Raw genomic sequence first — 14,544 nt, forward strand, 5'->3', positions numbered from 1 at the left:
TCACCAGTTTTTAATATAAAAATTGGTGATATGTCAGTTTATTTATTGTGAAATTTAATAAGCTATTGATATGATTAAAATCATTAAAAAAGTCACTTTTATGATATTCTAAAATCATTCAGAAAAAAAATATGATATATTCAATAGATTTAAATTTTTATTGTCATAAAATTTACGATTATCCGTATTTGTTAAATTAAATTTACCAAATGATTCAATAACATGATAATTACTGATTATATCACAATTAACTATTTCATACATGTATTAATTAAGTAGAACTCATTAAGCAAAGAAGGATATGAAGAATAAGATAGATGAGATTGATAATAAAATATTAGGATTACTTTCTGATAATGCTCAAATGCCATATACAGAAGTAGCTAAGAGATTGGTGATTTCACCTGGCACAGTGCATGCGCGCATAAATAAAATGAAGAATTTAGGTGTTATAAAAGGTGCAACCTTAAATTTAGATTATAGTAAAATAGGCTGGAAAATGACCATTTTCCTAGGCATCTATTTACGAGAAACTATGCTATACAAGCAGGTAATAAAACAATTAGGCGATGTAAATGAAGTGGTAAAAATTCATCACAGCACTGGCAAGTATGATGTTTTTGTAAAAATGCATGCCAAAGACAGCCTACATTATCGCCAAATATATCAAGATTCAATACTGACTATTAACGGTATAAAAGGTATAGAATCATTTATGTCTATTGAAGAAAATATGAGTAGACATATTAATTTTGAATAGTTCATTTCTTTTAAATATCATATACTTCTTTAAGGTGATAAAACAGTAGTATTTACTGACAAATACAACTATTTTCTATTAAATTGTTACGCTTTTTTTCAAACAAATAAAGAAAATACTCACAAGAGTTAACCCTCATTTTACTCTTACTACAAATTTCTGGTCTCCCATAACGATTTAATGCAGGTTGACAACAAAAAGTTCTTAAATGAGCATACACATCATAATTTTGTAGTTGGACCCTACATATGCTATGATTATTAAACATTTGCAAACAAAATTGTTTCCCACAAATATTAGCAAGTTAAATTTTAAAAATTTAGCTGCTGTACTATTCCTGTTATTTGCACTAAACACAATGTCTGGGCAAATAAATAATGGATCATATGAAGTTGCTTTAACCTCAACTAATATGAGACCTTGTGGTGGCGCCAATAATGGATTTAGCACATTGAACATTACTGCTAAAAAATCAACTCAAAATACATTTAAAATTGCCTTCAACCTACCCGATGGAATAAGCTACGAACTGGGTAGCATAATTGTTAATTCACAAAATGGTTCGGGTGATTTAGTAATTTCAGAATTTAATGTTACTGATCTAAATGCTCCAATATTCCAAATTGAAAGACCTGGCAACGCAAACTGGCAAACCAATGATTCGATAGAATTTACTTTTGAAAAATCTGCCGAATGTGAGGCAGTTCAACACTCATATAATGGTGGTCTATTTAAAGATGTTCATACTATTACTTATATAGATAATGGCAATTCACGTACAAATACAGATAATGATAACACTGTTAACGCATATTCCCTTTTAAAAGCTTATTTGGCCGTAGAAGATATTGCAGTACAAGACGCTTATGTAGGCCAGACTTATAATAGAGATGTAATAATTACTAATTCTGGGAATGGCAGCATTCAATCATTCACTCATGTAGTAAATGTTCCGATAGGTTTACAAACAGCTTATCAATTATCATTTAATGGAATCGTTTTAACACCAAGCATATCAGGTAGTTTATATACTTACGAAATCAATTTAAATAATGTTCCTTTTCTAGGCAACGTTGGCGATTCAGATACTCAATTTGAAAACGAGTCTATAACATTAAGTGAAAGAATCGTTTTAGAAAGTTGTAATAACGATGTACAAATTACACATAGTCCTCGGTGGGGCTGTGTAGTAGGAACCTATTGCCAAATAGGAGCACCAATACCAGGTGCTGTAAATTTTGAGCAAGAATTTGGCGATATTTCCATTATTACGGTAAATGAACCAAACCCTAGGTGGGATGCACCGGTAACTTATACTTATGCTATTGAAAATGACAACGGTGCTGAGAATGCATATGATGTAAATATCAATATTGGATTTACTTGGACGGGCAGTCGCTCTAGACCAGGTTATAATCCTATGCGTGGCGATGAAGATACTAATAGAATTCTATCTAGTTTTGAATTCACCGGCGGTTCTACTATAACGCCTCAAAGATGGCCTTCAACAACTGGTGGATCTGGTTTGGGTTCATTTCTTATACCTCAAGATTTTTTTGCCTCTGACCCTGATGGCGCTGGCGGATTCGACGATTTAGATGGTGATGGTTTTTATGACGACTTACTACCTGGTGCTTCTACTGAAATTAGTTTCAATATGACTATGGATCCAGAAACTCCAACTTGTGATCCATACAATGCTGAGTTTGTTTCAAGTGAAAGTTTAAATATTGACATTTGGAATGTAAATACTTGCGGTAATTACAATAGAAGAGATAGAGAAGAAGTAAATAGACATTACGTACAACGTGATGCTCTTTTTAATTGGGAATACCCTGAAGTTTATGATTTAGATGCCGAAGATGGTTCAGTGTTTAATTTAAATTTTATAGGCAACTTTGTCGCATCAAGTGATGCTCCCCATTGTGGTACTACAGCAATGTTTACTAATGATTTAAGCACGCGATATATTGCGGTTATGGATGTTCCAGCTGGTATAACACTAGACTCAAGTGCAGATCCTAGATATACACAAGTTGGAAATCAAATAATATTTACTGAAACCAACTTAGGTGATTTTGAATATAATGGATACATTTTAAGAATACCAATAAATTTCCCTTTAAATATAGACTGTAGTACGTATGCTGGTCCTGCTGAATTGCAACTAGATTATGCAACTTCGTATGAAAGTTCATGTTATAATACAGATTTACATTGTGGCCAGTTTGATATTACCACGCATTGTGCTAATTCATGTATAGGACCAAATACAACCAGTTTTGATGCGTACAGGGTAACCGAGGGATGGACCGATGAAACAATGTCGACCAAAGTAATTCTCGACCCAACAACACATGCAACAAAAGTTTATATGCCAAAGGATGAAATGGTAGTAACTAGTGGTGCATTTATGCAGAATGGTTCGCAAGACAATCTACTTTTCGAAATGCGCTATGTAACTGATAATGGTATAAGCATGGATGATATCATTACGTTTACTAACGGTACTATTACCATAAATGACATTTCATCAGGTAGCCCACAGACGTTTCCGATTACCAATACTCCGGTTGTGACAACCCAAAGCACCAATGATAATTTTTTCACATTAGATTTATCGAGTTATCAATCATTAATCTCTGGCTCCTATTTATATGGTGAAGGTTCTGAAGAAGACGAAATATCAGTCGAATTACATTTCCAATTCAAAGATAATTTCCCGCAAACATCTAATTTTTATCAGTTTTACTCATTTCAAGGTCGTTTCTATAGTTTAGATAGCTCAAGCAATGAATTATCTTGTGACACCTATAATGACCGTGCTTACTTTTTTCAAGATGTTGTTGAGTTAAATGAACATTTTGATGATAGTACCGTTGGTTGTGAAGATATGTGGGTGAGTGTAGGATTAACGCAAGCCTCTGGTTTAGACGATAAATTTCCAGATGAGTATAGGCCACCTGCAATTTGGGAATCAACTAGTATTGAAATTCCAACCGGAACAATATTTAACGGTATTGTAATAAGCAATGGTTATCCATATTTACAGCCAGAAAATGAAGCTCCATCTAGCACAAATAATGGACTAAACTTTTCGGTATCAGGTAATATAGTTACGATAACCCCAGGCTCTCGGTTTACGCAATTAGATCAAGGAGGTAATAATTATCCTAGTATAGGCATATCTGTTACTCCTACAAGTGCAACACCTAGTATAAGTACACATTCAGTTTCTGTTACTTATCAGGAGTATGCATATTCCGATAGCCCAGAAACCATAACAGAGAATGCTACCAAAGATTTTAAATATAGCATACCACAATATTTTTTAAGTTCAGATGTCCCAACAGAGATTGGCAATTCACAAATCGAAGGATTTACAGTTGACCTTTGCAAAGATAATTTCGATCAAATAGATAATAATTGGTTGCGTGTTGATACCGGAAGTGGTTATACAATTACCAATGCTTACTTAGTTGATGGTGGTACTGAAACCGCATTAAATTTCACAACCGATAGTGACCTTACTTTCATAGAAATCGGCACAATGGAAAGTGGTAGTTGGGTTTGTCGAAAAATACGCTTTGAAGGTACTTATACACAAGATACAACACAAGACATAAGGGTGTCTCATAATTATGATTGTATGGCATACCCTAGCAATTTTTCGAGTGCACCATATTTTAATGAAATATCACTTACGCTAGACCCTGTAGATGCTGCAATTCAACTACTAATTTTACAACAACCTACATCAAGCGTCTCTACCTGTACAGATTTCGACATACAATTAGAGGCCAGAAATGCCGGTGAGGCCGACTTAATTTCGCCAATGATTAGCTTTGATATCCCTGGAGATATTACTTCAATGTTAATTAATAATATTAGTATCGAGTATCCAATGGGCTCAGGAATTACAGAATCCGTAACTCCAACAGTTACTGGAAACACCATTACAATTAACTTATTAGATCATTCAGGTATTGCTGCAAATAATGGTCTACTAGGTTCATTAAGCGCCGCAACTTTAGCAAGTCAAATTGCTATAGTTAATTTGAATTTAAGTCCACAATGTAACTACTTATCCAATACTGGTACTGCTTATACTATGACTGGTAATAATCCTTCAGGAACAGATGCTACAGGAAATGGTAGTAGAATTTCTGCTAATCCTATTATCATTACTGGTGCAGAACCTCCTTATAGCACAAATACTATAGTTCTTGATTCCCCTACTTTTACGGGTTGTGCTACAGAAACAATTTCAGTTGAAACTTATATCGAAAATGGCGTTACAGCATCTAATGATTTCTCAAGAATAGTTTTACCAGATGGTTTAACATATGTAGATGGTTCACTAACATCCATAGGAACGCAACCTGTAACATTTGTTTCTAGAGATATTGTGGCAAACCATGAAGAGATTATAATCGCCTTACCAGTTGGTGCAGATAGTTCAGATCTACTTGCATATACAATTGGTGTTCAGGGAACGGGTAATGTTTGCGAAGGAACTTATGACATAGACTTAAGTACATTTGTTACTGTTACTGGTTTGTCTTGTTCTGGTGTATCTTGTGGAACAACAGAAGTAAATACTGGTACTGCAAGTACTTCTGCCACTGTAACCAAAGGGAATTTAATTGCATCTTCTTATGCCGCTACAGCACTATACGCTCAAAATGGCACAAACACAAATTATTCACTTTCTATTGGGTTAGAAAATAATGGAACTGAAGATTTAGCAGCAGGGATATCGTATGAAGTATTCTGTGCTGACGGCCTTGGAGTTAAAATTGGATCTTCAATTTATAGTGGTTCCCTCTTACAAGGCATACCTACTGGAAGTTCGATAGAAGAATCAATTGCATTTAATAGTTCAACATTTTGTGGTGCTAATAGTAATATGATTGTTGAATTTATGCCAACGGCAACAAATTGTTTTTGCAATCCCCTTGACATACTTATTTCTAGTTATCCGGCAACTGATTTAACCGATTTAAGTATTGACAAAAGTTTAGCAAGTGGCAGCAACAGCAACCCATCCGTGGGTGATGAAATAAATTTTGAAATTGAAGTAACTGCTGATGCTATGGCAACTAATATAGCATTAGAAGATATTATTCCTGTAGGTTTTACAGTTGATACCGCAACAATTTCTGATGGTGGCATATTAAATGGATCTACTATTAATTGGAATATTGCTAGTTTAAATAATACGTCAATTGTATTGTCATATACAGTCACAATGAATGCTCCAACAGGTGCTACTGACGAATATAGAAATATTGCACAAATAACAGCTGCGGATCAAATAGATCCAGATTCAACTCCAAATAATGATGATGGGGATCAATCTGAAGATGATGAAGACAGCGTAACCATTTCGTCTTTAACAATGATTGATTTGGGAATCACGAAAACCGTTGATCCTAGTTCAGCAGAAATAGGTGATACAGTAGTATTCACTATTACTGCAAATAACCTTGGCGATATTGAATTAACTAATATCAATATCGTAGATGAGTTACCAAATGGGTATTCATTTGTATCCGCAACGGCAGACATAGGCACATATGAAGAATCTACAGGGTTATGGATTATCAATTTACTTTCACCCAATCAATCAGCACTATTAAATATAGAGGCAATCGTACAAGATGGCAATGACTATACCAATATTGCGGAATTAATTTCTATGGATCAGATTGATGAGAATGAAGGTAATGATCGTGACGAGGCGTCAATACAACTTGTAGATAACGATTGTATAAAAATTTACAATGAGTTTTCACCAAACGGTGATCAAAGCAATCAGTATTTCCATATTGACTGCATTGAGAATTACCCAAATAACCACCTCGAAGTATTTAACAGGTGGGGAAATAAGGTTTTTGAAACAATGGGCTACACTAACGATTGGGATGGTACTTCAGAAGGCAGATCAACTGTGAATAGAGGAGAGAAACTTCCGGTAGGAACATATTATTATATTTTGGATTTAGGCGATAACAAAACACAACCAACTTCTGGCTGGTTATACATTACTCGATAATTCGCTATGAAATTGAAATCTATACATATCAAAACTATATATTTTTTATTGGCATTCTTTGGTGTTGGTCTTTTCTGCAATGCACAACAAGAACCACAATATACCCAATACCAATATAATACTATGACCGTAAATCCGGGTTATGCCGGATCACAAGGTTATGCTTCGGTTATTGCACTATATCGTGACCAGTGGGTGAATATTCAAGGTTCGCCCAGAACAATAAGTCTTGGTGTAGATACACCATTTAAATTGTTTAGTGGTTTAGGTTTATCCATTGTAAAAGATGAATTAGGTCCAGCAGATGAAACGTATTTCGATGCAAACTATTCACATAGCATAGTTCTAAATAGATATGGTCACCGGCTTGCTTTTGGTCTTAAAGGAGGTGGAAAATATTTATCTGTAGATTGGTCTAAGGGAACTTTTAAAGATCCAGATGTTGCATTTCAAGAAAATATAAAAGGTAGATTTTTACCTTCAGTCGGTGCTGGAGTTTATTACTATACAGATAATGCGTATTTAGGACTTGCTACTCCTAATATTCTAAAAAACGAGCATTATGATGCCATTCAAGAAGCAGTAGCTTCAGATAGAATGCACTTATATTTAATTGCTGGATATGTTTTTGATTTAAATAGTTCTTTAAAATTTAAGCCGTCTACTTTTATAAAGTATGTAAATGGTGCACCTTTAATATTTGATGTATCAGGTAACTTTTTAATTAACGAAAAATTGCATTTAGGATTAAGCTACCGATGGGACGATTCTATAAGTGCTATTTTAGGATTTTACATTTCCCCTAGACTACATATTGGGTATTCTTTTGATTATAGCACTACCAATCTTACCAATTATAACAATGGTAGTCATGAGCTATTTATTAAATTCAATTTAATTCCGCGACTCACTAAAATTAAGTCTCCTAGGTTTTTCTAATACTCCTTATAGCTTATACAAGATTAATATACATTTCTAATATTTGAATTTTGTGCATTCTAATATTAGTGAATGTGACATCCTTAACTTCTTTTGTTTTAAGAAAAAGAAGTTGGTTAAAATAGTGCTAGTCTTAATCAATCCCTTTTTAGTTTAAGATTCTATTTTCTGTTATTTTTAATAAGATTTTGACCAAACAACTTCTAATTAAAAAACAACACGAAAATGAAGATTTATCACTTCAACAAATTATTTTTATTATCACTTTTTTATATTTCTACAATCACATATTCTTTTGCTCAAGTAAAAGTGTTTGAGGGAACTGAAGTAATTCCAACTTATCAAAAAGGTGCTGATGAAGTAAGTCCCATTTTTTATACGGGCAGAGGTGTGCAAGGTGCTCAAGGTAAAGTCTACCCCTACCCTTCACAAACAAAATTAAGTAGCACTTTAAGTGATGTAACTTATGATATGGTATATCTCGAAAATGAATATATCAAAGTAAAAGTTCTTCCTCAATTTGGAGGGAGATTATTCTCGGCGATAGACAAAACAAATGGTCATGAACTTTTTCATACCAATAGTGTTATAAAGCCTGATTTAATCGGCACCCTAGGTGCTTGGGTCTCTGGTGGTATAGAGTGGTGTTTTCCGCACCACCATAGAACAACAACCATGATAAAAAGTGATTATCGCTTGGTTAAAAATGAAGATGGCAGTGCAACAGTCTGGATTGGTGAAACTGAAAAAACTAGAGATATGCGGGGTGTTGTAGGTATGACATTACGACCCGGAAGGTCATTTATAGAAGTAGATTACAGAATAAATAATACTAGTGATGTAACAACAACATTTTTATTTTGGGCTAACGTTGCTATTACGGCAAATGAGGATTTTAGAACATTTTGGCCCCCTAGTCAAGAGATTGGAGTATTTCATAATAACAGTAGTTTTATACAATGGCCCTATTCCAATGCTACAGATGATTACGGAAGAACAAGTTATAAAGAGGGTGTTGATTTAACATGGTGGAAAAATCATCCAAACCCAGTATCATTTTTTATGTGGGATATTAAAGAAGGGTTTATTGGAGGATATGACTATGGGAAAAATGCTGGCACAGTACATGTGGGAAATCCTTTTGAGAATAATGCATCTAAACTATGGCAATTTGGACCGGGATTACAAGGACAAAATGCTAGAAGAAAATTAACGGATGACGGAAAAGCCTATGTAGAGCTTATGACAGGAACTTTCTCTAATAATCAACCCGATTATAGTTGGATACTGCCGCATTCTGTAAAAGATGCAAAAAACTATTGGTATCCAATTCGCGATATAGAAGTAGTTAAAAATTCGAATATTGATGCTTCTGTTACGCTTCAAATGAAAAGTACAAAATCAGTTTTCTATGGTTTTAATGCTACTAGATCATTTAAAAATGCAAAAGTAATTTTATCAAAAGGTGATACCGTATTAGAAGAAAAAACAATTTCTATAGATCCTGCCAATCCTTTTACTTCAACATTTAAAAGTCGTAAACCATTAAATGAATACGAAATAAAAGTGACGCTTTTAGATAGCGAATCGAATGAACTAATTTCATATGCACCAAAAGAACTTAAAAAACCTGAATTACCAGAAGTACAAGAAAGAATTAAAAAACCTGAAGAATTAAAAACAGTAGAAGATCTTTTCTTGACAGGTAGGTTTGTTGAGCAATTTAGAAGACCTGGTTTAGAACCTGATGATTATTATTTAGCTGCTTTAAAACAATCGCCGACAGATTATCGCACTAATATAGCACTAGGTATTCGCAGGTTTAATCAAACAAAATATTTAGAAGCGTTACAATTTTTAGAAACTGCTGCAGATAAATTAAAGGTAAAATATCACCAGCCGCAAGAGGGTGAATTATTTTATTATCGTGGTTTAACTCACAAAGCACTTGGGCATGAAGAAGAAGCATATAAAGACTTAGCTAGATCTACTTGGTATTACCAATGGTACGCTTCAGGTAATTTTCAATTGGCACAAATTGAAAGTACAAAAGGAAATTACGCTAAGGCCTTAGATTACATAAAGGAGGCATACTCCACTAATAATCGTGATGGTCGTATTGTTGTTCTTTATAGTGCACTATTAAGAAAGAATAAACAAGAATCTCAAGCAAAAGGATTTATAGAAAAACAAATAGCATATGATCCACTTGACTTTTCTGCCTTATACGAGAAAGAACTTTTAGAAAATAGAACTTCAATGAAGGCGTGGCATAAAAACATGCAAGACCCAGCCAACAATTATTTAGAAATTTCAACTAATTATTTGAATGCGGGTCTTTTTGAAGATGGTCTATCATTGTTAAACACATTAAAAAACTCAGATAATATTCTAAATCCATATTACAAAGCCTATTTTCTTTCCATGATGGGCAACGTAGAAAAAGCTAATGAGGTATTAACAGCTGCTAAAAGCATTTCTCTAGATTATGCATTTCCATATCGATCAGAAACAGAAACTGTTTTAGAAAAAGCAATAGCACTGAATGCAGAGAATGCAACCGCAAATTATCTCTTAGGTAATCTTTTATATGATAAAAGACCTATAGATGGAATGAAAGCATGGCAAAAAGCTGGTGCAATAGATAATAGCATTCCCATGGTTTGGCGAAATCTAGCATTTGGAGCTTTCTACAATAAAAAGAATCCAGAGCAGGCAATTAAGTATCTCACAAAAGCAATTAGTTTAGATAATTCAAACCCGCTGTGGTACTCAGAATTATCTAAATACTATGATGAATCAGATACCGATTACAAGCAAAACCTGGAAATCTTAAAAAACAATTTAGAGATTGTAAAAGAAGATGTAGCTGCACCTAAAACATACGTTTCACTTTTAAATTTAAATGGAGAATATGATGAAGCCATAAAGTTTCTTAATGAACACCATTTTAGAACATGGGAAGGTGGTCGTGAGACGTATTGGCATTACGTAGATGCACATACATTAAAAGCTAAAGAATTGTTGGCTGCAAATAAATATCAAGATGCCATTTCACATTTAGAGAAAGCACTTTTGTACCCTGAAAATTTAGAAGTCGGTAAACCTACACACGATGAAAAAAATGCAATGATATATTATTACATGGGAGAAGCATTTTCAAAAATGGGAAACAAGAAGAATGCAAAAGAAAGCTTTCTAAAAAGTGCCGCTGCCCAAAATGGTCGTGGTATGTATGACCTATTATATTACCAAGCTAAATCAAATGAAATCCTAGGTAATATAGCTATAGCAAAAAAAATGTATACGGACTTAATCAATCAGGCGCAAGAGCAAAGAAATGATGGCAGTAATAATACTTTAATTGCTGTTGAAGAGGCAACAGCAACAAACAAAAAGGCAGTTTCAAAATCATACTATTTAGAAGCTCTAGGCAATTTAGGCATAGGTAATAAGGTGAAGGCGGAGACATTATTTCAAACTGCACTTAAAGAATATAAAAATAATCTATGGGCCAAAGTAATGGCGACGAATTAAATGATACAGCAAAAAAAAGGAGTATTCATATTTTTCACCATTATAAATTCTATAATTGGTATAGCGCAATCGGATGTACAACTATCGCTGGGTGAACAACCACTTTTTAAAGCTTTAAAAGCTGCTGAAAAAATTCAAATAGACGGAAAATTGAATGAAGTTATTTGGCAAAAAACAGAAGCTAGAACTCTTGATTATTTTTATAATGTTGATAATACTAACGACCAACAGCAGACCACGTTAAGAATGTTATGGGATGATGATAACATCTATCTATTTTATGAAATGCAAGATCATTATCTAACAGCACGAGAAACAAAACGAGATGGGGAACCTTATTTGGATGACTGTGCCGAGATATTTTTTATAACTGCACCTGATAGTTTAGATACACATTTCGGTTATGAACTAAATTTGAATAAGGCCTCAAACGATTTTATTTATTTCAATGATTTTTATGATAAAAAAAGTATCGCCTTTAAAGCGTACAACCCAGATTTTAAGGTTGAAGTAACCCATAACGGTACTATCAATGACGATAGTGATATTGATGTTGGTTGGACATTAGAGTTAGCTATCCCAATTTCTAATTTTGGGAAACTTGGAGAAGTAGTTCCAATAAAAGCTGGAAACCGATGGGCTTTTTTAGCGGTGCGCCAAGATAGAAATGATACAGAAGGTATTCGAAGGTCAACGTCTACTATTTTCCCTATTTATGATATTTCGAAAAACGTGCATCAGGCAAATCGGTTCGGTTTAGTTCAATTTGTTGAATGAAAAATTAAAAATTTACCAGTTTGTTAGTGACCCATCATTTCTATGAAGTCTTGGAATGTCAACCAATTTAAATTCTTGACTTTCCGCCAACGTTTCATTAAAATCTACACCCAACCCAGGTGTGTCGTTTACTTGATAACGTGGCCCTTCCAATTTGTGTTGTACCGGATAAAAATCAGGCGCATCAGTTCCCATATATTGTGCTGGGGTATTAACTTCTTCCAAATAGCTAAAGTTAGAACATGCCGCTGCCATATGTATTGAAGCTGCAGTACATATTGGACCTAAAGGATTATGAGGCATTAAATCAATATAATGCGTTTCTGCCATGGCAGCCACTTTCATGGCTTCTGTTAATCCACCAACATTACAAACATCAACGCGAGCGTATTGTGTAATATTATTTTCTATGAAAGGCATAAAATCCCACTTACTAGAAAACTCTTCTCCTAGAGCAAAAGGTACATCAATCATTCTTCTAAGCTCTTGATAGGTCCCTGGATTTTGATCACGTATTGGCTCTTCAAGAAAATCAATTGTGCCTACTGGCATTCGCTTTATAAACGAATAAGTTTCTGCAACATTTAATCGCGTATGATAATCCACACCAATAGTAATTTCAGGTCCAACTTCTTTTCGTAAAGCTGTAATCCATTCTGCTAGTATAGCAATAGATACTCGTGGTTCAAAATTACTTTTATCATCCTGAGTTTCAAATTCTGCTGGTGCTAGTCTTAATACTTTCCAACCTTCTTTAATACAGATTCTTGAATACGCTAATAGTTCTTCTTTGGTTGTAAATCGCACAGAGGCAAAACACTCTACAAAATCGCGTTGCTTCCCCCCTAACAATTCGTATACTGGTACTCCCAATGCTTTACCTTTAATGTCGTGTAACGCAATATCAATCCCTGAAATTGCCGCAGTAAACACCCGACCACCTTCAAAGTACTGACCCCGATAAAGCAATTGCCAAATGGCCCCAATCTGTCCAGGATCTTTTCCTATTAAAATACTTTTAAAATGTTTAATAAGACCCACAACTGCAAGCTCTCTACCAGAAAGGCCAGAACATCCCCATCCATATAATTCTGAATCGGTTTCTACTTTAATAACCAACTGTACACCACCTCCTTTAATATTTATGGGATACGTTTTAATATCAGTAATTTTCATAGTATTTCAGTTTTTACTTTTCAGGATTAATACGTTCTACTTTGCCAACAATTAATGTGTAACTAACTAAACCTAATAATGCCAACGCTCCAATAAAAAATAATGCTGGACTAAAATCTCCATCTTGAACCAAATACCCAATTACGATAGGAACGATAACTGCAGATAATCCACCTATAAAATTAAATGTGCCTCCAATAAGTCCAATGTTATTTTTTGGTGCAATAAGTGAAATAAAAATCCAAGCAATACTTGCCAGTCCATTTCCAAAGAAAGCTATTGATAAAAAAACGATTATCAAAGTGGTATCCTCTGTATAATTTGCACCTATAATGGCAATGGATAACAACATTCCAGTGACAATAGGAGCTTTTCGCGAAACCTCTGGGGAATATCCTTTTTTTACTAAATAATCTGACGTAAAACCTGCTAACAAAACACCTAAGAATGCTGCCAAATATGGAATGGATGCATAAAATCCGGATTTAATAAAATCCAATCCCCGAAAATCTACTAGGTATGTAGGAAACCAAGTCAAAAAGAAAATCGTGGTTGCACCCAAACAAAATTGACCTATATATAAGCCCCACAATTTACGGTAGCGAAATGCTTGTGATAGGTCCGACCATTCGAATTTTTTTGGAATGGAATTTTGACCTTTCTTACCAACCAGTCCACCGCCATCAGTAATCAATTTTAGCTCAGAATCACTCACCTTTTTGTGATTTTGTGGATCGCGATAAAACATATACCAAACGGCAGCCCAAACTAAACCAATAATTCCTGAAACAATAAAAAGCCCACGCCAACCTAAAGCATCTTGAATTAAAGTGAGAATGGGAAGCAAAAGTGCCATACCTAAAAACTGTCCAGAAGTATAAGTTGCAATAGCAGATGCTCTTTCATTTTCAGGAAACCATCTTGTTACAATCAAGTTGTTGGTCGGGTATGAAGGTGCTTCGAACATTCCAATACTTGCACGGAGTCCCAAAAGCGTAGTAAAGGAATTCACCATTCCTTGAATCAAAGTTGCGATTGACCATAGTGCCATTATAACTGGATATAATATTCTAGATTTCACCTTATCAGCAACAATTCCACCTGGTATTTGAAGCAAGGAATAGGTCCATCCAAAAGCAGAAAAAATATAACCCATTTGTATGGCATCGATACCCAATTCTTCTTTTAGTGCAGACGCCGCTATTGATATATTTGTACGGTCTAAGTAGTTTATTACTACCGTAACAAATATCATCGCGAGTATGTTGTAACGCTTTTTTGAGTTAGTGGAGTTCAT

7 protein-coding genes are annotated in these 14,544 nt (G+C 34.4%); 5 read left to right on the top strand and 2 right to left on the bottom strand.

From position 1 onward, the window contains the following. Positions 1–301 precede the first annotated feature (301 nt). The 5 genes from UH7x_RS01025 to UH7x_RS01045 all read left to right on the top strand — a co-directional run bounded on the left by UH7x_RS01025 (position 302) and on the right by UH7x_RS01045 (position 12,071). Positions 302–760, top strand: a complete 459-nt coding sequence (locus UH7x_RS01025; protein WP_482361866.1) for an Lrp/AsnC family transcriptional regulator — start codon at positions 302–304, stop codon at positions 758–760. A 358-nt stretch (positions 761–1,118) separates the two neighbouring features. Next, positions 1,119–6,818, top strand: coding sequence for a T9SS type B sorting domain-containing protein (locus UH7x_RS01030; protein WP_482361867.1), 5,700 nt, complete (start codon positions 1,119–1,121; stop codon positions 6,816–6,818). Between the two features lie 6 nt (positions 6,819–6,824). Further along, the gene (locus UH7x_RS01035; RefSeq protein ID WP_482361868.1) at positions 6,825–7,757 is read left to right on the top strand and encodes a PorP/SprF family type IX secretion system membrane protein; all 933 of its coding nucleotides are present in this window, start codon (positions 6,825–6,827) and stop codon (positions 7,755–7,757) included. Positions 7,758–7,982: 225 nt separating this feature from the next. Next, on the top strand, positions 7,983–11,294 hold the full coding sequence (locus UH7x_RS01040) for a DUF5107 domain-containing protein (RefSeq protein WP_482361869.1): 3,312 nt from the start codon (positions 7,983–7,985) through the stop codon (positions 11,292–11,294). Next, on the top strand, positions 11,295–12,071 hold the full coding sequence (locus UH7x_RS01045) for a carbohydrate-binding family 9-like protein (protein WP_482361870.1): 777 nt from the start codon (positions 11,295–11,297) through the stop codon (positions 12,069–12,071). It abuts the gene before it with no gap. 12 nt (positions 12,072–12,083) lie between these two features. On the opposite strand, the gene UH7x_RS01050 is transcribed toward UH7x_RS01045, so the two are convergent. Next, on the bottom strand, positions 12,084–13,247 hold the full coding sequence (locus UH7x_RS01050; RefSeq protein WP_482361871.1) for a mandelate racemase/muconate lactonizing enzyme family protein: 1,164 nt from the start codon (positions 13,245–13,247) through the stop codon (positions 12,084–12,086). A 13-nt stretch (positions 13,248–13,260) separates the two neighbouring features. Beyond that, positions 13,261–14,544 (bottom strand): MFS transporter, encoded by a 1,284-nt coding sequence (locus UH7x_RS01055; RefSeq protein WP_482361872.1) that lies wholly within the window; start codon positions 14,542–14,544, stop codon positions 13,261–13,263.

The organism is Aurantibacter sp. UH7, assembly GCF_056839165.1.

Coding starts and splice junctions, on each gene's coding strand:
- UH7x_RS01030 (WP_482361867.1), top strand. CDS start 1,119: ATGTCTGGGCAAATAAATAATGGATCATATGAAGTTGCTTTAACCTCA.
- UH7x_RS01050 (WP_482361871.1), bottom strand. CDS start 13,247: ATGAAAATTACTGATATTAAAACGTATCCCATAAATATTAAAGGAGGT.
- UH7x_RS01025 (WP_482361866.1), top strand. CDS start 302: ATGAAGAATAAGATAGATGAGATTGATAATAAAATATTAGGATTACTT.
- UH7x_RS01055 (WP_482361872.1), bottom strand. CDS start 14,544: ATGAACTCCACTAACTCAAAAAAGCGTTACAACATACTCGCGATGATA.
- UH7x_RS01035 (WP_482361868.1), top strand. CDS start 6,825: ATGAAATTGAAATCTATACATATCAAAACTATATATTTTTTATTGGCA.
- UH7x_RS01040 (WP_482361869.1), top strand. CDS start 7,983: ATGAAGATTTATCACTTCAACAAATTATTTTTATTATCACTTTTTTAT.
- UH7x_RS01045 (WP_482361870.1), top strand. CDS start 11,295: ATGATACAGCAAAAAAAAGGAGTATTCATATTTTTCACCATTATAAAT.